At 71.9% G+C, this 18,465-nt stretch carries 18 protein-coding genes; 10 read left to right on the top strand and 8 right to left on the bottom strand.

Features of this window, described 5'->3' with window-relative positions; genetic code table 11:
- Positions 1-388 precede the first annotated feature (388 nt).
- Positions 389-1,282: an LLM class flavin-dependent oxidoreductase gene (locus tag E0H26_RS22350; RefSeq protein ID WP_131306869.1), complete on the top strand. Its 894-nt coding sequence runs from the start codon at positions 389-391 to the stop codon at positions 1,280-1,282.
- Between the two features lie 36 nt (positions 1,283-1,318).
- Here the strand turns inward: E0H26_RS22350 and E0H26_RS22345 are convergent, their stop codons facing one another.
- On the bottom strand, positions 1,319-1,750 hold the full coding sequence (locus tag E0H26_RS22345; protein ID WP_131306867.1) for an ASCH domain-containing protein: 432 nt from the start codon (positions 1,748-1,750) through the stop codon (positions 1,319-1,321).
- A gap of 108 nt (positions 1,751-1,858) precedes the next feature.
- Here E0H26_RS22345 and E0H26_RS22340 point away from each other — a divergent pair, with 108 nt between their 5' ends.
- Positions 1,859-2,374: an alpha/beta fold hydrolase gene (locus E0H26_RS22340; RefSeq protein WP_131306865.1), complete on the top strand. Its 516-nt coding sequence runs from the start codon at positions 1,859-1,861 to the stop codon at positions 2,372-2,374.
- Between the two features lie 68 nt (positions 2,375-2,442).
- Here the strand turns inward: E0H26_RS22340 and E0H26_RS22335 are convergent, their stop codons facing one another.
- Positions 2,443-2,985, bottom strand: a complete 543-nt coding sequence (locus tag E0H26_RS22335; RefSeq protein ID WP_131306863.1) for a phosphoribosyltransferase — start codon at positions 2,983-2,985, stop codon at positions 2,443-2,445.
- 180 nt (positions 2,986-3,165) lie between these two features.
- On the opposite strand from E0H26_RS22335, the gene E0H26_RS22330 reads away from it, so the two are divergent.
- From E0H26_RS22330 to E0H26_RS22315, 4 genes are all read left to right on the top strand, one after another.
- Positions 3,166-3,798: a septal ring lytic transglycosylase RlpA family protein gene (locus E0H26_RS22330; protein WP_131306861.1), complete on the top strand. Its 633-nt coding sequence runs from the start codon at positions 3,166-3,168 to the stop codon at positions 3,796-3,798.
- Positions 3,799-3,898: 100 nt separating this feature from the next.
- The gene (locus tag E0H26_RS22325) at positions 3,899-5,026 is read left to right on the top strand and encodes a PP2C family protein-serine/threonine phosphatase (RefSeq protein WP_131306859.1); all 1,128 of its coding nucleotides are present in this window, start codon (positions 3,899-3,901) and stop codon (positions 5,024-5,026) included.
- Between the two features lie 150 nt (positions 5,027-5,176).
- Positions 5,177-7,033, top strand: coding sequence for an acyl-CoA dehydrogenase (locus E0H26_RS22320; RefSeq protein WP_131306857.1), 1,857 nt, complete (start codon positions 5,177-5,179; stop codon positions 7,031-7,033).
- Positions 7,034-7,266: 233 nt separating this feature from the next.
- Positions 7,267-7,536, top strand: a complete 270-nt coding sequence (locus tag E0H26_RS22315) for a DUF6458 family protein (RefSeq protein WP_013730795.1) — start codon at positions 7,267-7,269, stop codon at positions 7,534-7,536.
- A gap of 111 nt (positions 7,537-7,647) precedes the next feature.
- Here the strand turns inward: E0H26_RS22315 and E0H26_RS22310 are convergent, their stop codons facing one another.
- On the bottom strand, positions 7,648-8,187 hold the full coding sequence (locus E0H26_RS22310; protein ID WP_131306855.1) for a SixA phosphatase family protein: 540 nt from the start codon (positions 8,185-8,187) through the stop codon (positions 7,648-7,650).
- 117 nt (positions 8,188-8,304) lie between these two features.
- On the opposite strand from E0H26_RS22310, the gene E0H26_RS22305 reads away from it, so the two are divergent.
- Positions 8,305-8,589, top strand: a complete 285-nt coding sequence (locus E0H26_RS22305; protein WP_131306853.1) for a DUF6458 family protein — start codon at positions 8,305-8,307, stop codon at positions 8,587-8,589.
- Positions 8,590-8,643: 54 nt separating this feature from the next.
- On the opposite strand, the gene trhA is transcribed toward E0H26_RS22305, so the two are convergent.
- On the bottom strand, positions 8,644-9,321 hold the full coding sequence (gene trhA, locus E0H26_RS22300) for a PAQR family membrane homeostasis protein TrhA (RefSeq protein ID WP_131306851.1): 678 nt from the start codon (positions 9,319-9,321) through the stop codon (positions 8,644-8,646).
- Positions 9,322-9,427: 106 nt separating this feature from the next.
- Between trhA and E0H26_RS22295 the strand changes: the two genes are divergently transcribed.
- The 3 genes from E0H26_RS22295 to E0H26_RS22285 are packed head-to-tail and all read left to right on the top strand — an operon-like array spanning position 9,428 to position 11,662.
- The gene (locus E0H26_RS22295) at positions 9,428-10,084 is read left to right on the top strand and encodes a 5-oxoprolinase subunit B family protein (RefSeq protein WP_131306849.1); all 657 of its coding nucleotides are present in this window, start codon (positions 9,428-9,430) and stop codon (positions 10,082-10,084) included.
- A complete protein-coding gene (locus E0H26_RS22290; protein ID WP_131306847.1) occupies positions 10,081-10,929 on the top strand; it encodes a 5-oxoprolinase subunit C family protein in 849 nt (282 codons plus the stop codon). Before E0H26_RS22295 ends, E0H26_RS22290 begins: the two co-directional genes overlap by 4 nt.
- The gene (locus E0H26_RS22285) at positions 10,913-11,662 is read left to right on the top strand and encodes a LamB/YcsF family protein (RefSeq protein WP_131306845.1); all 750 of its coding nucleotides are present in this window, start codon (positions 10,913-10,915) and stop codon (positions 11,660-11,662) included. Before E0H26_RS22290 ends, E0H26_RS22285 begins: the two co-directional genes overlap by 17 nt.
- 63 nt (positions 11,663-11,725) lie before the next feature.
- Here the strand turns inward: E0H26_RS22285 and E0H26_RS22280 are convergent, their stop codons facing one another.
- The 4 genes from E0H26_RS22280 to E0H26_RS22270 all read right to left on the bottom strand — a co-directional run bounded on the left by E0H26_RS22280 (position 11,726) and on the right by E0H26_RS22270 (position 18,460).
- Positions 11,726-13,561 carry an NHL domain-containing thioredoxin family protein gene (locus E0H26_RS22280; protein ID WP_131306843.1) on the bottom strand — a complete coding sequence of 612 codons (1,836 nt, stop codon included), beginning with the start codon at positions 13,559-13,561 and terminating at the stop codon, positions 11,726-11,728.
- A gap of 163 nt (positions 13,562-13,724) precedes the next feature.
- On the bottom strand, positions 13,725-16,292 hold the full coding sequence (locus E0H26_RS22275; protein ID WP_131306841.1) for a hypothetical protein: 2,568 nt from the start codon (positions 16,290-16,292) through the stop codon (positions 13,725-13,727).
- A gap of 343 nt (positions 16,293-16,635) precedes the next feature.
- A complete protein-coding gene (locus tag E0H26_RS29415; RefSeq protein ID WP_165521953.1) occupies positions 16,636-16,773 on the bottom strand; it encodes a hypothetical protein in 138 nt (45 codons plus the stop codon).
- Between the two features lie 214 nt (positions 16,774-16,987).
- A complete protein-coding gene (locus E0H26_RS22270; RefSeq protein WP_131307003.1) occupies positions 16,988-18,460 on the bottom strand; it encodes a dihydrolipoamide acetyltransferase family protein in 1,473 nt (490 codons plus the stop codon).
- Positions 18,461-18,465 lie beyond the last annotated feature (5 nt).

Genomic DNA, 18,465 nt, shown 5'->3' with positions numbered 1-18,465 from the left:
GATGGAACGGTGCGCCGATTTCAGTCTTCGTGTCGTGCATGGTGACCTCCGTCTTGGAAGCTCGGAGGCGGCGCCGCTCCCCGGAGATTTGTTGGGGATCTTGATGGGGAACGACGCCGGATCTACCCGTCTGAGCCCGGAGTAAGCCGGAAGGTCTTGCAACGTAGCCGCAGCTCAGAGCCTGTTTGTGAGACTGGCCCTGATTTAGCCGGATGACTGAGGCGGTTTCCCAAGCTGACAGTGCGGGTTCGATTCCCGTCACCCGCTCCACGTACGAAGGCCCTGGCGGGACGAGAGTCCACGGCCGGGGCCTTGGTGTTGCTGCGGCCAATTGTGGCGGGCAGTGGTCCGGACCGAGGGTGCGCGACCTCGTCGTACGCTGGCGATCATGCGGATTGGCATCGTGATTCTGCCCGACCAGCGTTGGTCGGTGGCCCGGCACCGCTGGCGGCAGGCCGACGAGTGGGGGTTCGACCACGCCTGGACGTACGACCATCTGGGCTGGCGGGATCTGGTGGACGGGCCCTGGTTCGACTCGATGGGCACGCTGACCGCCGCCGCGACGGTGACCTCTCGGATCCGACTTGGCACGCTGGTCGCGTCGCCCAATTTCCGGCATCCGGCGGCGTTCGCCCGGCAGGTGACGGCGCTCGATGACGTGTCCGATGGGCGGGTGCTGCTCGGCATCGGGGCCGGGGGCATCGGCTTCGACTCGGCCGTGCTCGGCGGCGAGACACTGCCGCCGCGACGCCGGGTGGACCGGTTCGGCGAGTTCACCGAGTTGCTCGACGCGATTCTGCGGCAGGACGGTACGACGTGGCGGGGTGACTGGTTCGCGGCGGTGGACGCCCGCAACAACCCCGGCTGCGTACAGCGGCCACGGGTGCCGTTCGTGGTGGCCGCCAACGGGCCTCGGTCGATGCGGCTGGCCGCTCGGTTCGGGCAGGGTTGGGTGACCATCGGCAATGGCGGCGACGACCTCGACGCCTGGTGGGCGGGGATCGCCGAGACGGTCGCCCGGTTCGACTCGGTGCTGGAGGCCGAGGGGCGTGACCTGGCCGGGCTGGACCGCTACCTGTCGCTGGACGCGGCCCCGGTCTTCTCGCTGAGCAGCGCCGAGTTCTTCGCCGATCAGGTCGGTCGGGCGGCCGAGCTGGGCTTCACCGACGTGATCACGCACTGGCCCCGGGAGAGCAGCTGGTACGCCGGTGACGAGGCGATCCTGGCGGACGTCGCCAACCGCCTGCTGCCGGAGCTGCGCGGCCAGTGCGGGCACGGCTGAGGCTGGGAGCGGCGTGGCCGGCCGGTGCCGCCGCGCTCAGCTGCCGAGGTCGCCGGTGGCGATGCCGCCGTCGCCGGCGCTGACCAGGTGGAAGCGGATGCAGACGACCTCGGTGTCGTCGGTGACCGGGGTGCCGACGCGGGTCCAGTAGGCGGCGTGGCCGGCCCGCCACTCCTCGATCGAGCGGTCGCCTTCACCTTCGGAGCGGGCGAACTCCCAGGGCACCTCGGCGAAGCGGCACACCTGTACACCGGTCACCTCGACGATGCCGAGCAGGGCATCCTGGTCGTCGACGAGGGCCAGTCGCTCGCCGACGTGCTCAAGCTCCTCGCCCTGTTCGGCGTACTCGTCGAGCAGGCCGGCGGTCGCGGTTTTCACCCCGTTCAACACCAGGGTGTTGAGGTTCGTCCGCAGCTCACCCGGGGTGCCAAGGGCGAGGGTGCGCAGTACGCCGATCCGTGGCCACATCCTGCCGACGTTACCGGCCGGCTGGTCGGCGATGGCCGGTGACGCTTCGGTCGTCCCGCTGCGGCTTTGCTGGGGGTACGGTCGATGCCCGACAAGAAGGAGATGTCCATGGCGGACCGACGTGCGGTGCTCATTCCGGGCCGTGGCTACGACACCCGGTACCCACTGTTCCTGTATTTGGGTGAGGCGCTGCGCCGGGCCGGCTTCGGGCTACACGGGATTTCCTGGCAGGTGCCGGAGGACTTCGACGTCGATACCATCGGCAGGTGGGTGTGCGACCAGGTGGCACCGACCTTGAACGAGCGCGCCGACCTGCTGGTCGGCAAGTCGCTCGGCACCCTGGCCGCGCCGCTGGCGGTGGCCCGGGGGTTGCCCGCCGTCTGGCTCACCCCGTTGCTGCACCGTGGCGAGGTGGTCGACGCGCTGCGCCGGGCCACCGCCCCGTTCATCCTGGTCGGGGGTACGGCCGATTCGTCCTGGGACGGCGCCACCGCCCGACGGCTGACCCCGCACGTGCTGGAGATCCCCGCCGCCGATCACGCGCTGATGGTGCCTGGGCCGCTGGCCCGCTCCGCCGAGGCGCTGGGCCGGGTCTGCACGGTGGTCGAGGACTTCGTCCGCTGAGCGGACGGGCGCAGGTGTTAAGAAGGGGCCCTTCCTCTACCTGAGGCGTTAATAAGGTGCCCTTCCTTTCAGCTGGGCAGGGTGGTGAGGGCGTGGATTCTTAGGGCGGCGGCGACGGGTGGGGGGCAGTCGACGACCACGGCGGAGGTGCCCAGCGGTTCGGCGCCCAGGGTGGTGCAGATTTCGTAGAGCGCCTGCACCTGGGCGGCGGTGGCGACCCAGTCGTCCACCACCAGCACCCGGTCGCCCGGGCCGAGGTGCTGCTGCCGTATTGCCAGGTCGACTCGCCGGCCGCGGAAGTCGGGTGGGCTTTGTGCCCAGGTCAGCGGCCCGGCGGGCAGCCGCCCATCGCCCGGCTTGTGGGCCGGCACGAAGCCCACGCCGAGCGCGGTGGCGGCCAGCGGGCCGAGCAGGAACCCGGTGACCGCCGGGGCGACGACCACGGTGGGCCGGGCCGACCGGAACGGGGCGACCAGCGCGGGGCCCAGTGCGGCGAGGGTGGCCGGATCCCGCCACCAGCCGGAGACGTCGCTGACCAGGTGGCTCGTGTCCGGGCCCGGGTCGACCCAGCGGAACAACTCGACGAGGCGCTTGCTGAGCTCAGCGGACATCTTCCTATCCTGCGCCGGGGCGGCGCCGGGCACCCGGCCGCCCGGCCCATCGCGGCTCGGATGATCGGCTTCAGGTATCGCCGCAATTCCGGCTATACCACCATGATCACGTTGACTTCGGAAGTGCTTCTCTCGTTATGGTCCGACCCGATTTGATCCGCTGAGGAAAGGACCGGGCCGGTGACTGGTAGGCACACCCGTACCCGCAGGATCACCTCGCCGGCCGGCATCGCGGCCAGCGCGGTGGTGGCCGTCGCCCTCGCGGTCGGCGGGACCTTCGGCGCCGTACGACTGACCGCCGGCTCGGAGCCGGTCCGGCCGACGGCGATCGACCTCTCCGACCCGATCGAACCGGCCACCGGCTCGCCGAGCGCCAGCGCCTCGCCGAGCGCGAGTGCGAGTGCGAGCCCGACGCCGAGCCGTACGACGCAGGCGCCGTCGCGCAGCAAGCCGCGTACGCCCAGCCCCAAGGCGACGCCCACCGCGAAGCCGACGCCCACCGCGAAGAAGACGACGGCTCGGCCGGTGGTGCAGACCGGCTCGTGTGGCGCCTCGTTCTACTGGGAGGGCCAGATGACCGCCAACGGCGAGACGTTCAACCCGGAGGAGTTGACGGCCGCGCACAAGACGCTGCCGTTCAACACGAAGGTCCGGGTGACCAACCCGGCAAACGGCAAGTCGGTCACCGTCCGGATCAACGACCGGGGCCCGTTCATCGAGGGCCGTTGCCTGGATCTGTCCCGGGCCGCCTTCGGCGAGATCGCCTCGCTCGACCTGGGCCACATCGAGGTCCGCTACGAGGTGCTCGGCTGAGCCGGTGCCGTCCGGCGATCGGCTCTGGGCCGCGATCCTGGCGGCCAGAGCCCGCTCGTACGACGGGTCAGGTTGGTGCTTTCGTTCATCTCCATCAGGCATGCTGTCGGATGTACGTACGCGACTCCTCCAGCCGGGCCGTAGCCCGCTGAGCCCCGGATCCCGCGCCGGCCTCGGCGCGGCCCTCATTCTGCTCGCGATCGTCTCCGCGGTGGAGCTGGCCGACGGCCGCGCGGCGAACTACATCGCGTTGATGGTGGCCGCCCCCTTCCTGGCCGCCGCGTTGGCGTCCTGGCGGGTGGTGCTCGGCGTCGGCGCCACGGCCTCCCTGCTCGGGGCGGGCTTCGCGCTGGCCGAGCGGAGGCTGTCGCTGTCCACTGCGGTCGCCGTGGCGGGCATCGTGCTGGGTACCGGCATCGCGGCGGCGGTGGCGTCGGCACGGGAGCGGCAGGCCAAGCAGATCGCCGAGTTGTCGAAGCTCGCGGCGGTCGCCCAGCAGGCGGTGCTGCGCCCGCTCGGTCCCCGGGTGGGCACCCTGTCCGTGGCGGGCCGGTACATCTCCTCGACGGCGACGGCCGAGATCGGTGGCGACCTGTACGAGGCGATCGACACCCCGTACGGCGTCCGAATGATCATCGGCGACGTACGCGGCAAGGGCCTGGAGGCGGTCCGGCTGGCCAGCATCGTGTTGGGCTCGTACCGGCACGTCGCCTACGAGCGGGCCGACCTGCGGGCCGTGGTGGCGGACCTGGACCGGGCGGTGGCCCGCAACGTGGGCGACGAGGATTTCGTCACCGCGGCGCTGGTGGAGGAGCGTGGCGGCACGCTGACCATCGTGAACTGCGGTCATCCCGCCCCGCTGCTGCTGCGCGGTGGCGCGGTGATCCCACTCGAACCGCCGGCTCCGGCGCCGCCACTGGGCTTCATGCCGGTGGTCCGCCCCCGGGTGGAACGGCTGGAGCCGGGAGACCGGCTGCTGCTGTTCACCGACGGCCTCGGCGAGGCGCGTCGGGAGGGCGAGTTCTTTCCCACCGCCGACCGGGCCTGGCGGCTGCTCGGGCACGGCACGGTCGGCGACGGGCTGGCCTCCCTGGAGACGGCGTTGGTGGAGTGGGTGCACGGCCGGCTCGACGACGACATCGCACTGGTGTTGATGGAGTACACGGGCACGCCGACCGCCGCGACCGCGGCGGTGCCGAGCTGGGAGGTCGGCGCGGCGGAGGGCTGATTGGCCAACCCTGTCGAGGGCGCGGCCGGAACCCGAACCGCAGGTGTGTAATCGCCGTCACTTCGACGGGTGACTTGTCGCTGTCTACCCGCGAGTAATACAGTTTGGGTTACTGATCGGTAACACCTGTCCGGAAGCGGGGCCAGCGACATGACCCACTACAAGAGCAACCTTCGGGACCTCGAGTTCAACCTGTTCGAGGTCTTCGGAGCGGACCGGGCGTTCGGCCAGGAGCCGTACTCCGACCTCGACGTCGACACGGCGCGGAGCTTCCTCGCTGAGATGGACCGGCTGGCCCGCGAGGACCTGGCCGCCAGCTACACCGACAGCGACCGCAACCCCCCGGTCTTCGACCCGGCCACGCACACCGCGCCGCTGCCGGAGGCGTTCAAGAAGTCGTACCAGGCGTTCATGGATTCCGAGTTCTGGCGCCTGGACCTCCCCCCGGAGTTGGGCGGCACCAATGCCCCCCGCGCGCTGTGGTGGGCGCTCGCCGAGTTGGTGCTCGGCTCGAACGCCCCGGTCTGGATGTACGCCTCCGGCCCGTCCTTCGCGCACGTGCTGCACGTCGAGGGCACCGAGCAGCAGAAGAAGTGGGCCAAGCTCTTCATCGACAAGCAGTGGGGCTCGACCATGGTGCTCACCGAGCCGGACGCCGGCTCGGACGTCGGCGCCGGCCGGGCCCGGGCCATCCCCCAGCCGGACGGCTCGTGGCACATCGAGGGCGTGAAGCGCTTCATCACCTCCGGTGAGCACGACCTGAGCGACAACATCGTCCACTACGTACTGGCCCGTCCGGTGGGCGTGGCGGGCGTCGGTGGCCCGGGCACCAAGGGCCTGTCGCTGTTCGTGGTGCCGAAGTTCCACTTCGACGAGAACACCGGCGAGTTGGGCGAGCGCAACGGTGCCTACGCCACCAACGTCGAGCACAAGATGGGCCTGAAGGTCTCCAACACCTGCGAGGTGACCTTCGGCGAGCACGGCGTACCGGCCAAGGGCTGGCTGTTGGGCGACAAGCACGACGGCATCCGGCAGATGTTCATGATCATCGAGTACGCCCGGATGCTCGTCGGCACCAAGGCGATCGCCACCCTCTCCACCGGCTACCTGAACGCGCTGGAGTACGCGAAGAACCGGGTGCAGGGCGCCGACCTGATCCAGCAGGCCGACAAGAGCGCACCCCGGGTGACCATCACCCACCACCCCGACGTGCGTCGCTCGCTGCTGATGCAGAAGTCGTACGCCGAGGGCCTGCGCGCGTTGGTCTGCTACACCGCCTCCTGGCAGGACAAGGTCGCCATCGCCGAGGCGGCCGGTGACGAGAAGGCCATCGCGTTGGCCAAGCGGGTCAACGACCTGCTGCTGCCGCTGGTCAAGGGCGTCGGCTCGGAGCGGGCGTACGAACTGCTCGGGCACGAGTCGTTGCAGACCTTCGGTGGCTCCGGCTTCCTCCAGGACTACCCGCTGGAGCAGTACGTCCGGGATGCCAAGATCGACACCCTGTACGAGGGCACCACCGCCATCCAGAGCCTCGACCTGGTCTTCCGGAAGATCGTTCGGGACAACGGCAAGGCCCTGGTGGTGGTCGCCGGAGCGATCCAGGAGTTCATCACCACCGAGGGCGGCAACGGCCAGCTCAAGCAGGAGCGGCTGGCGCTCGGCAAGGCCCTCGCCGAGATCCAGGCCATCCTCGGTGTGTTGACCGGCTGGCTGGGCGAGGCGCAGAACGGTGACCCGCGCGCCCTGTACAAGGTCGGGCTGAGCAGCCGGCGGTTCCTGCTGGCGGTCGGCGACCTGGTGGTCGGCTGGCTGTTGCAGAAGCAGGCCGACGTGGCGCTCAAGGCGCTGGCCGGTGAGGTCCCGGCGGCGGACAAGGCGTTCTACACCGGCAAGGTGGCCGCCGCCCGGTTCTTCGCCCGCGAGGTGCTGCCGCGCATCGGCGCCGACCGGCGGATCATCGAGGGCGCCGACCTGGACATCATGGACATTCCGGAGGAGGCGTTCTGACTCCGACGCAGCTCGGGCGGCCGGTGGGCTGAGGCTCACCGGCCGGCTGGCCGTCGATCACCGTTTCGTCCAGATTTGCCGCCGGATGGTAGCGGTACCCGAGTCGGAGGGCGTCGAGGGTCGGGCCGAGGTGTTCGCCGCGCGACGGCGCGGGTAACCCCGGCCCGGACGGGTAACCGTCCCGGGCCAGTCAACGTACGCCCAGAGCAACCGCACGGGGGAGTGCCGCGCACATGGGCATTGGTAGTGGGATCTTCCTGATCGCCATCGGCGCGATCCTGACCTTCGCCATTCGGGCAAACGTCTGGTGGGTGGATCTACGCGCGGTCGGCTGGGTGTTCATCCTGGCCGGACTGGGCGTCCTGCTCACCACGCTCTGGTTCTGGCAGGATCGCCGCAAGCGGGCGAGGACGCTGATCGTGGAGGAGAACCGGCTGTCTCATCCGACCGCGATGATGCCGCCGCCGCCCGATCCGCCGCCGCCGACGGCACCGCCGAGCTGAGGCAACACACACGGTTGAGCCAGCGACCACCGAGACGGGGTCGCTGGCTCAGCCGCTGTATCGGTGGGCGGCGCCAGCCTGGTCGGCCCCGTCGGCGTCAGGTCAGCGTGGTCAGGCCCGAGCGGTGTGCCGGGCGCCGATCGCGGCCGTACCGCGAGCCAGTTCCGCCCACGGCAACGTCGTACGGTGCACGACCAGGTCGCTGGTGCGCAGCCCTTCCGGGTCGGCGCGTTGCGGATCGAGGAACTCGGACAGCAGCGAGATGCCCGGGTTGTGGGCGATCAGCAGAACTGTGCCGGCCTCCGGCTCGACCCGACGGACCAGCGTGAGCAGGTCCTCCGGATGTGCCTCGTACGCATCCGGCTCATAACGGACCATCGGCACCGGACCGGCCGGGCCGCTCTCCGGCGGCGAGCCGGTCATGCCCATCTCCACGCCGTGCCAGGTCTGCCGGGTACGCAGCGCCGCCGAGCAGAGGACCACCTCGGGCAGCAGCCCGTGCCGGGCCAGCCAGGCACCGGCCGCCGCCGCGTCGGCACGTCCCCGAGTGGACAACGGGCGTTCGATGTCGGGGCCGTCCGCCGTGGGGGGTTCCGCCTTGGCGTGCCGCAGCAGCACGAGCGTCCGTTCCTGCACCGGGGCGTCCGTCATGTACTCAGCTTGCCCGATTGGCGATCTCCGTGCCTGGGTAAGTCCAGGCGTGCCGCAACCTCATCCATGGCCGCGGCGGAGTGGAATGCCAGCTTCGAAAGCCGAGGAGATGACGAGATGGGCATCGGTGGCAGCATTTTCCTGATCGCGGTCGGCGCGATCTTCGCGTTCGCGGTGGAGGCGGATCTCGGCTGGCTCAACCTGAGCGTCGTCGGCTGGGTGCTGATGCTCGCCGGGGTCGCCGGCCTGATCATGACTCTCTACTTCTGGAACTCGCGTCGGCGTACGGTCGTCGCCCCGGTCCGTGAGGAGCGGGTGGTCGCCGAGCGCGCCGTGCCGGTCCAGGACGACCGGGTGGTGCAGGAGTACCGCGAGGTGCGCCGGCCCGGCCCCACGGTCTGATCTGCCCGCACCCGGGGGTTGGTGGGTTCGCCCACCAACCCCCGTGGCGTGCGGTCAGGCGAACAGTGCGAAGTAGATGGCGATGTGGTGGCAGATCGCCGCGACCAGGGTGCAGGCGTGGAAGAACTCGTGATGCCCGAACACGGTGGGCCACGGGTTCGGCCGGCGCAGCGCGTAGAAGACAGCGCCGACGGTGTAGATCGCGCCACCGACGCTGAGCAGCACCAACGCGGTGACGCCGCCCTGGTGCAGGATGTCGGGCAGGATCGCCACCGCCACCCAGCCGAGAGCCAGGTAGAGCGGCGCGGAAACCCAGCGTGAGGCGTGCGCCCAGACCATCTTGAGTGCCACACCGGCCAGTGCGCCGCCCCAGACCACCGCCAGCATGATCACAGCGGAGCGGGTGTCCAGCAGCAGTAGGCAGAACGGCGTGTACGTACCGGCGATGAACAGGAAGATCATCGAGTGGTCCATCCGGCGCATCACCTGGAAGCCGCGCGCCGACCACACTCGACGGTGGTAGAGCGCACTGGTGCCGAAGAGGCCGCAGATGGTGAGGCTGTAGACGGCTGTGCTGACCAGGGGTGTCCAGCCGGGTCGGGCAGCGGCGATCGAGCAGAGCACGATGCCGCAGACCACGGCGACGAAGAACGCGTACGTGTGCAGCCAGCCGCGCATCCGGGGTTTCCCGATGTCGACCGGCTTGAGCCGGGGCGGTGCTGAGGTCGTCACGAGATTAGGTTACGGCACCGTAGGTTACTTTCGGGTAGTGCGTCCGGTCACGCTTTCGGCCGGTGGGACGACGCGGCCGTTATACCTGGTCCGCGAGGATGACGGCATGCGGATCAGACCGGTCGGCGCGCACGCCCTGCTCCTCGACTTCACCGCACCCCCGCCCGAGGTCGGAGCCGGATCGGCGGCCACCCCCGCAAGCGTGGTGGAAGCCTGGCGGGCCGAGCTTTGGCGGCGCCGCGAGCAGGGCGAGCTGGTGGCCACCGAGATCGTGCCGGCAGCCGCCACCGTGCTGCTCGACGGCGTACCGGACCCGGCGGCCACCGCCGCCCGCCTCCTGGGCTGGACGCCGGCCCCGCCCGCCGGCACCACGACACCCGGCGCCGACCCGGTCGAGGTGCCCGTGACGTACGACGGTGAGGACCTGCCCCAGGTCGCCGCGCACTGGGGCACCGATGTGCCGTCCGTGCTGCGCCGCCTGGAGCGGACCGAGTTCCGGGTGGCGTTCTGCGGCTTCGCGCCCGGCTTCGGCTACCTGACCGGGCTCCCCGCCGAACTGGCGGTGCCCCGGCTCGCCTCCCCGCGCCCCCGGGTGCCGGCGGGCTCGGTCGCGCTGGCCGGACCGTACGCCGGGATCTATCCCACCGCCTCCCCCGGCGGCTGGCTGCTGGTCGGGCGTACCACGCTGACCCTGTTCGACGTACACGCCGATCCGCCGGCCCGACTCACCCCCGGCACCCCGGTCCGGCTGGTGCCCGCATGATCGAGGTGCTGCGGGCCGGGGCGCTGACCACCGTGCAGGATCTGGGCCGGCCCGGCTGGGCGCACCTGGGGGTGCCCCGCTCCGGCGCGCTCGACCCGGACGCGATGCGGCTGGCCAACCGCCTGGTCGGCAATCCGGAGTCGGCGGCCGGCCTGGAGCTCACCATGACCGGCTGCGCACTGCGCCTCACCCGGGCCACCACCGTCGCCGTCGTCGGGGCCGAGGTCGACGTGTGGGTGGGCGCCCGACCCGGCGACACCGGTCGTCCGCTGGCCGTACCGGCCGGGGCGGTGCTGCGGATCGGTCCCGCCCGACGGGGCCTGCGCTGCTGGCTGGCGGTGGCCGGCGGCATCGCCGTCGACCCGGTCCTGGGCAGCCGCGCCACCGACACCCTCGCCGGACTCGGGCCGGCGCCGCTGCGTGACGGCGACCGGCTGCCGCTGGGCGTGCCGGCCGGCCCGCCCGCCCCGGTCGACGTCACCATGCCGGTCGCGCACCCGACGGAGGTACACCTCACCGCCCAACTCGGCCCCCGACACGACTGGTTCGACACCGTCGCGCTCGACCTGCTGTACGGCACGGCGTACACGGTGAGTCCGTTGAGCAACCGGGTCGGCGCGCGACTGGCCGGCGCACCGCTGCCCCGGGCGGTGCCCGGGGAACTGCCCAGCGAAGGAGTCGTCCTCGGCGCGGTGCAGGTGCCGGCGGACGGCCAACCGTTGATCTTCCTCGCCGACCATCCCACCACCGGCGGATATCCCGTCATCGCCGTGGTGGCCGACGTGACCCCGCTCGCGCAGGCCCGACCAGGTACTACCGTCAGGTTCCATGGACCTCAACGCTGATCTCGGTGAAGGCTTTGGTGTCTGGCGGCTCGGCGACGACGAGGCACTCCTCGGCCTGATCACCTCGGCCAACGTCGCCTGCGGCTTCCACGCCGGTGATCCCGCCACCATGCGCCGGGTCTGTGCCGCCGCAGCCGAGCGGCGGGTGGCCGTCGGCGCCCAGGTCGGCTACCGCGACCTGGCCGGCTTCGGTCGCCGGCACATCGCGTACGAGTTCACCCAACTGCGCGACGAGGTCCTCTACCAACTCGGCGCGCTCGACGCCTTCTGCCGCCCGTACCGCACCCGCGTTCGTTACCTGAAGCCGCACGGCGCGCTGTACCACGCGGCAGCCTGCGACGAGACCCAGGCGGCGGCGTTGGTCGCCGCCGTCGACGACTACGATCCGGAACTGCCCCTGCTCTGCCCACCCGGCTCGGTGCTGGCCCAACTCGCGCAGGGCGCCGGGCTGCGGGTGGTGGCCGAGGGCTTCGCCGACCGCAACTACCTGCCCAACGGGCAACTGGTGCCGCGTACCTCGCCCAACGCCCTGGTCACCGACCCGCAGGAGGTGGCCGCCCAGGCGGTACGGATGGCCACCGAGCGGACGGTGGTCGCCGTCGACGGCACCGTGGTCCCGTGCGCCGTCGACTCGATCTGCCTGCACGGCGACAGCCCCGGCGCGGTGGCCGCCGCGGAACTCGTCCGCGCCGCCCTCGTGGACGCCGGAACCACCCCCACCCCGTTCACCTGACGTGATAGGAAAGGCACCTTATTAACGCCTGCGGTAGATAAGGGGTCCCTTCTTAACGAAAACCTAGCTAGCGTCCAGGCCGCGCAGCACCAAAGGAAGCCGGGTCGCGCCGTCGGTGTCGACCTCCACCGGCACGCCCCAGTCCTGTCGGGTCAGGTGGCAGGCCGCGTGCTCCACATCGGCGTCGCAGGTCGCCGCCTGGGCGGTCACCTGGAGCACACCGTCGGTCACCGAGCCGGACACCACCAGCCGGCGGGACAGTTCGGTGCTGGTGCCGGCCCCCTCGACCAGCAGCTCGGGCGGGGACGCGGAAACCACCAGGCGGGTGGACGGGCCGTACGTCTCGTCCAGCTTCTGCCCGGGAGCCGGGGTGAAGACCACGTCCAGCACCACCTCACCGGCGGCCAGCGCGGTCGGCTTGCGTTCGGTGCGGTGCCGGGGACCATCGACGGTGTTCGCACCGGCGGCGGAGAGTGCGCCCGGGGCCAGCCGGGTGATCCGGTGCCCGGTCGACTCCACGACCAGCACCGCGCCATCCGGGGTGAGCACCAGGTCACTCGGCTCGGCCAGATCGGTGGCGACCGTGGTCACCTGGTCCGTCGCCGGGTCGTAGCGGCGTACCGCCCCGTTGTAGGTGTCCGCCACCAGCACCGAACCGTCGGGCAGGGCGCAGACGCCGAGCGGATGCTGGAGCAGCGCCTGCGCCGCCGGCCCGTCCACATGACCGAAGTCGAAGAGGCCCTGGCCGACCGAGGTGCCCAGCACGCCGTCCTCGACGTACCGGAGGGCACTGGTCTCGCTGTCGGCGACCCAGAGCCGAGCGCCGTCGGCGGAGACGGCGAGCCCGGACGGCTGGGCCAGCCATGCCTGCGCCAGCGGGCCGTCGCGCAGCGCCTCCACCGTCGTGCCGGCGTACATGCCTGCGGTCCGCTTGATCGGATCGAACCACCACAACTGGTGGATGCCGGCCATCGCGATGATGACCTTGCCGTCGTACCAGGCCAGGTCCCAGGGGGAGGAGAGGTCGACCGAGAGCGCGTCGTGGGCGTGGTCGTCGACCGTGGACCGCCACTGCCGTCCGGTGCCGGCCACGGTGACCACCTCACCGCTGCTCAGGCGTACGCCGCGCAGCAGGTGGTTGACCGTGTCGGCGACCACCAGGTCGTAGCCGGCGACCTCGGCCACATGTGTCGGTAGCAGGCACAGCCCCTGCGGCTCGGAGAACGTCGCGGTGTCGGCCGTACCGTCGGATCGGCCCCGGCTGCCGGTGCCGATGGCACGGAGCACGGTCTCTCCGTCAGCGGCCAACTCCACCACCCGGTGCCGGGCGGAGTCCGACACCAGCAGGGTGCCGTCGGGCCCGGCCACCAGCTTGCCCGGAAACCGCAGGGTGGTCTGCGGCTCTGCCGGCGGAACGTAGGGGCCGTCGCCCCGGTGCAGCGTGCCCTTGGCCTCGTGGGTGGCGATCAGGTCGTCGATCAGCCGGGCCAGCCCTTCGGCATGACCCTCACCGGCCATCGTGGCGACCACGTAACCCTCGGGGTCGATCACCGCGAGGGTCGGCCAGGCGCGGGCCGCGTACTGCTGCCACATGTCCAGCTCAGGATCATCGAGTACGGGGTGGTGCACGCCGTACCGCTCGACGGCGTCGGCCAGCGCGTCCGGGTCCTTCTCGTGCTCGAACTTCGGCGAGTGCACCCCGATCACGACCAGGACGTCCGCGTACTTCTCCTCAAGCGGCCGCAGCTCGTCCAGTACGTGCAGGCAGTTGATGCAGCAGAAGGTCCAGAAGTCGGCGATCACGATCTTGCCGCGCAGGTCGGCGAGCGTCAGCTCCCGCCCACCGGTGTTCAGCCAGCCTCTGCCCCGCAGCTCAGGCGCCCGTACGCGTGCACTCATGCCCCCATCGTGCCGTACCACCGTTCGGTCCCCACCCGATGGGCGGCGAGAGAGGCGCAGCTGACATCTCCCACCCGCCGGCGAGCCAGACAGGCGGAAGCGCCCGTCCCTTCGTGGGGCGGGCGCTTCCGCATGCGATCGTCGCGACACCGCGACACCGGAATCAGCTGGCGGCGTCCTTCAGGCAGAGCACCGGGTTGGCCACGCTGCCCCGCAGCTCCACGTACGGCAGGGCCGGGTCGGGGCACTTGTCCTTCGAGTCGACCTTCGACACCACGCTGAACGACTCCGGCTCGCCGCACACCGCCTCGATGGCGGTGTCGCCCGAGCGCTTGACGCAGGAGCCGACCGCCGGGTCGAACGGTGCGGCCGAGTCCGAGCCGCCGAACTTGCCGAGCAGCAGAAGCAGGCCGAGCGGGATGGCGAGGATGAGCACCGCAGCCACCAGCACCGCGGCGAGCACCCGACCGTTGCGTACCTTCGGTGGCGGCGCGTCGGGATCGGGCTCCGCGACCGGCTTGAACGCGTCGAAGCGGCCCTGCTCCGACTCGGCTGCCGGGGCGCTCGGGCTCCACGGCGCGTTCGACTGGGGTGCCGGCGGGAAGGCCGACGTGTGGTCGCCGCCCGACTCGGGACGGGCCGGCGAGCCGTAGGTGACCCCGGGGCGGTCAGGTGAACCGGCGAACGGGTCACGAGCCGGACCGCCGAACGGGTCACCAGCGGGGGCTCCGAACCGATCAGCCGGGCGTTCCGGTTCGGCGTGCGGCTTGACGCCGTTGACCGGCCGGTTGGTCGCTGGCGCGTCCGCGAAGGAGGGCATGGCTGGCGGGAAGGCGGGCGAGGCCGGCGCGGCGGCGGCGAAGCCGTTCGGCCCGGATTGCTCGTGATCACCGAAACGCGGATCCGGGCCCTGGTCGAACCGGGTTGCCGGGGAATGCTCCTCCCGTTCCTGGGCGGATTCCTCCGGCTCCGGTCGGGCGGGTCGGCCGTACACCCGGGGTGCGGACGGGCCGGTCGGCCGAACCGTGTGGTCGGCCGGCGGCGTGACCCGGCTGGCCGTCGGCACCGACGCGCTCGCCGAGACACCGCCGGCACCTGCCGGCGGGGTGGCCCGGCCGGCGGATTCGGACGAGGTCCGGGGCGCGGGGATGACTGGTTCAGCCGGTGACTGTGGCTCGTCCTGCTGCGACTCGGACTGGCCCCAGCCGATGCCGCCGGCCGGCTGTTCGGCGGGCGGACGCGAACCCGGCGTGGCCGGGTCATCGGAGAACTGGGCCGGGTAGTCGGCGGGCGGTGCGGCGGCCAGGCTGGCACCGGGTACCCGCTGCTCCTGTGGCGGCAGCGGCACCATGTTGGCCGGCGAGATGCCCGGGGCCGGCGCGGGCTGGTAGACCGGGCTGTCCTCGGAACGCCCGGCGTCAGGTCGGGCCGACCCGGCCTCGCCCGCCCCGCTGCTTCCCCATGCCTCGCCGGGTGCCCATGGCTCGATCTCGGTGAGCGGCGCCCGGTCGGCGGCGGTACGGGACGGCAACGGCTCCTGGGAGGGGCTCCAGGTCGGCGTCGGCGCCCCGGGGGCGGGCTCGGCGGGCGTCCATGCCACTGCCGGTCGGTCCTGAGCCGGCGGCGACCACTGGGGCCGCTCGTCGGCGGTCGTGCCGCCACCGGCCCAGCCGGCCGGTTCGGCGGGCTGCGACGTGGCCCAGTCGGGCTGCGCGGGCCGCTCGCCTGCGGTCTGCCAGCCCTCGGCCGGCCGCTGCTCGCCGGCCCAGCCGGCGGCCTCCGGCTGCCGGCCCTGACCGGTGGCCCAGCTGGGTTGCTCCTGCTGCTCGGCGGGCCAGGCGCCGGCCCGGGCCGCATCGCCCGCTGCGGACGGCTGCTGCGGCGCGGGGTCGGCCCGCGGCACCTGGGCAGTGGCCCGGGCCGCCGGCTCGGCGGGCTGATCGGTCTGCGCCCAGTCGGGCTGTGCGGGCGAACTGGCCTGCGCCCAGTCGGGCTGCGCCGGTGCGCTGGTCTGCGCCCAGTCGGGCTGCGCGGACGAGTTGGTCTGCGCCCAGTCGGGCTGCGCCGGTGCGCTGGCCTGCGCCCAGTCGGGCTGCGCGGGCTGGTTGGTCTGGGCCCACTCCGGCTGCGCCGGCTCGGGCGGGCTCGCGGTGGTGGCCCAGCCCGGTGGCTGCTCACTGGGGCGGGGGGTGGCGTTCCACTCCGCCTGCTGGCCAGCCGGCCAGGCGGCTGGCTGGGCCGACCCCGGCTGGCCGTTGTTCCAGTCCGCCGACGGACCCGACGGGGTCTGGTTGGGCGTCCACTCTGCTGGTTGGCCGGCGTCCGATGTGGTGGAGCCGGCCCAGGCCGGGTTGCTCTGCCCACCGTTGGCCCAGGCGGGTTGGTCCGATGTGGGCGGCGCCGCCGAGGCCCAGTTGGCCCCGGGCTGCTCGCCCTGCGCGGCCCAGGACGGCTGACCGCCGGCGGCCGGATCCCAGCTGCCGGAGGTGGCGCTCTGCGCCTGCCGGGTCGCCTGCGGGCTGCCCCAGCCAGCGCCCGGCTGGCTCGCCCACGCGGGGGTGGCCTGGTCGGGGCGGGCCGGCGGTGGGGGTGCCCAGCCCAGGTCCGGGGCGGGTGTGCCGTATCCGTTGTCCTGCTGAGCCGGTCGGTCGCCGTATGGCGCCGGTCCGCCGCCGCCCGGCGGCACCTCGTCCGGCTCCTGGCCGGGGTGGTGCGGGCCCTCGGACGTCATGCGTGCGCCTCCTCCATCACATGTCGGCCGCCGTCGCCGATCGTCTCGGCCGGGCAGCCGGCGGTGCCGGCGTACCGGCCGTGCCGGCTCCCCGCACCGTATCCCGGTGACCTTTCGAGGGGCTTCCGGGGAGCATTGATCGTCACTGTCCGTCGCTGGGCGGTGTCGAGGTGCATCTATCGCCCCAACCTGTCCCCGACCACGGATGACGACCGTGCCCCACCGTACCGGGCGCTGCGTCGGGGCGGTATCCCGGTGCCAGCGGCCGGGCGCAACGCCGACGCCCCGCCCGGTGGCCGGGCGGGGCGTCGATCTGGAGGAGGGCGGATAACGTCGTGGAGCGTCAGTGCATGTGACGCTGGGCGATGGCGAGGATCTCGTCGCGGACCGCAGGCGAGCTCGCGGAACGCAGGGCCCGCTCGATGGCGCGGGCGCGGCGGTTGGCGTCGCGGCGGTTACGGATTCGCTCGATCATGCTCATTGGGGGTCTCCTCCTGGCTATTCGGTTGTCGGCCCGTCGTTGAGTCCATTGAAGCGCAAAACGGCACCAGGATCCAACGATTATTAGGTGAGCTGCAACACCGGCCTAAGAATCGTAGGTACGCGGCGGAGCGTGGACCGGCTTTCTTCGTCCAACGGCAACGGCCGGTGTGCCGGGCGTTCACCCGTGGCACACCGGCCGTCGTCGTGCTGCGTCAGGTCCAGGCGAGCAGTGCCGCCTCCGGATCGGCGAGGAAGTCGCCGATGTCGCGCAGGAACTTCGAGCCCAGCTCACCGTCGATGATCCGGTGGTCGAAGGAGAGGCCGAGCGTGGTGACCAGGCGTGGCTTGACCTTGCCCTTGTGCACCCAGGGCAGCTCGCGTACCGCGCCGAAGGCCAGGATCGCCGACTCACCCGGCGGCAGGATCGGCGTACCGGTGTCCACCCCGAAGACCCCGACGTTGGTGATGGTCAGGGTGCCGCCCGACATGTCGGCCGGCGAGGTCTTGCCGGTCTTGGCCGTCTGCACCAGGTTGGTCATCGCGTCCGCCAGCTCGCGCAGACTCAGTCGGCCGGCGTCCTTGATGTTCGGCACGATCAGCCCGCGCTCGGTGGCCGCTGCGATGCCCAGGTTGACGTACTCCTTGACGACGATCTCGTCGCCGGCCCAGGAGGAGTTGACCATCGGATGCCGCTTGACCGCCAGCAGCACCGCCTTCGCCACCAGCAGCAGCGGCGAAACCCGTACGTCGCGCCACTCCCGCCGGTCACGCAACCGGTCCAGGGCCTTCATCGCCCGGGTCACGTCAACGGTGAGGAACTCGGTGACGTGCGGGGCGGTGAACGCCGAGCGGGACATGTTCTCGGCGGTGAGCTTGCGTACCCCCTTGACGGGGATGCGCTGCTCGCGGTCGGCACCGAAGCTCGCGGCGGAGGTGGCCGGCGCGCCCGCCGTCAGCGGCTCGGCCGCCGCCGGTGCCGACGCCGCCCGCTGTACGTCCTCCCGGGTGATCGAGCCGAGCGGGCCCGAGCCGGTCAGCGTACGCAGGTCGACGCCGAGATCCTTGGCGAGCTTGCGTACCGGCGGCTTGGCCAGCACCGGACCGGCGAGGTGACCGTTGCCGTTCACCGCCGGGACGGGTGACACCGGCGCGGCCGGGACCGGCACCGGCGCGACCGGCGCCGCGACCGGCGCGACGGGCGCCGCGACCGCGGCGGCCGGCACCGCAGCCGCCGGGGCCGCACCCTTGCGGGGACGGCGCTTGGCGGCGGTGGTACGCGGGCCGTAACCGACCAGAACGGCGGTACGACCACCCGGTGCGGGCCCACCGATCAGGCCCGGCTCGACCGCGCCCTCAGCCGGGGCGACCTCGACAGCGGCCAGCGAGGCCGCCGACGGGGTGGGCAGGTCGGTGGCCGAGGACTCGACCGGTCCGGCGCCCGGTTCGGTGTCGATCGCGATGATCGGGGTACCGACCTCGACCGTGGTGCCCTCCGGGTGGAAGATCGCCTGCACCTGGCCGGCCCACTTCGCCGGGATCTCCACCGCCGCCTTGGCGGTTTCCACCTCGACGATCGGCTGGTTCAGCTCGATGGTGTCGCCCACCTTGACCAGCCAGGCGAGGATCTCGCCCTCGGTCAGGCCCTCACCCAGGTCGGGCAGGTTGAATTCTTTGATCCGGGACATCCCGC

The sequence above is a fragment of the Micromonospora zingiberis genome (assembly GCF_004331455.1).
Lineage (GTDB): Bacteria > Actinomycetota > Actinomycetes > Mycobacteriales > Micromonosporaceae > Micromonospora > Micromonospora zingiberis.
The sequence above is the reverse complement of the archived record's forward strand: the minus strand, read 5'-3'. Positions and strand labels throughout refer to the sequence as shown.

Bases quoted from the DNA above. Each gene is read 5' to 3' on its own strand.
- E0H26_RS22350 (WP_131306869.1), top strand. From the start codon at position 389: ATGCGGATTGGCATCGTGATTCTGCCCGACCAGCGTTGGTCGGTGGCC.
- E0H26_RS22345 (WP_131306867.1), bottom strand. From the start codon at position 1,750: ATGTGGCCACGGATCGGCGTACTGCGCACCCTCGCCCTTGGCACCCCG.
- E0H26_RS22340 (WP_131306865.1), top strand. From the start codon at position 1,859: ATGGCGGACCGACGTGCGGTGCTCATTCCGGGCCGTGGCTACGACACC.
- E0H26_RS22335 (WP_131306863.1), bottom strand. From the start codon at position 2,985: ATGTCCGCTGAGCTCAGCAAGCGCCTCGTCGAGTTGTTCCGCTGGGTC.
- E0H26_RS22325 (WP_131306859.1), top strand. From the start codon at position 3,899: ATGCTGTCGGATGTACGTACGCGACTCCTCCAGCCGGGCCGTAGCCCG.
- E0H26_RS22320 (WP_131306857.1), top strand. From the start codon at position 5,177: ATGACCCACTACAAGAGCAACCTTCGGGACCTCGAGTTCAACCTGTTC.
- E0H26_RS22315 (WP_013730795.1), top strand. From the start codon at position 7,267: ATGGGCATTGGTAGTGGGATCTTCCTGATCGCCATCGGCGCGATCCTG.
- E0H26_RS22310 (WP_131306855.1), bottom strand. From the start codon at position 8,187: ATGACGGACGCCCCGGTGCAGGAACGGACGCTCGTGCTGCTGCGGCAC.
- E0H26_RS22305 (WP_131306853.1), top strand. From the start codon at position 8,305: ATGGGCATCGGTGGCAGCATTTTCCTGATCGCGGTCGGCGCGATCTTC.
- E0H26_RS22295 (WP_131306849.1), top strand. From the start codon at position 9,428: ATGCGGATCAGACCGGTCGGCGCGCACGCCCTGCTCCTCGACTTCACC.
- E0H26_RS22290 (WP_131306847.1), top strand. From the start codon at position 10,081: ATGATCGAGGTGCTGCGGGCCGGGGCGCTGACCACCGTGCAGGATCTG.
- E0H26_RS22285 (WP_131306845.1), top strand. From the start codon at position 10,913: ATGGACCTCAACGCTGATCTCGGTGAAGGCTTTGGTGTCTGGCGGCTC.
- E0H26_RS22280 (WP_131306843.1), bottom strand. From the start codon at position 13,561: ATGAGTGCACGCGTACGGGCGCCTGAGCTGCGGGGCAGAGGCTGGCTG.
- E0H26_RS22275 (WP_131306841.1), bottom strand. From the start codon at position 16,292: ATGACGTCCGAGGGCCCGCACCACCCCGGCCAGGAGCCGGACGAGGTG.
- E0H26_RS29415 (WP_165521953.1), bottom strand. From the start codon at position 16,773: ATGAGCATGATCGAGCGAATCCGTAACCGCCGCGACGCCAACCGCCGC.
- E0H26_RS22270 (WP_131307003.1), bottom strand. From the start codon at position 18,460: ATGTCCCGGATCAAAGAATTCAACCTGCCCGACCTGGGTGAGGGCCTG.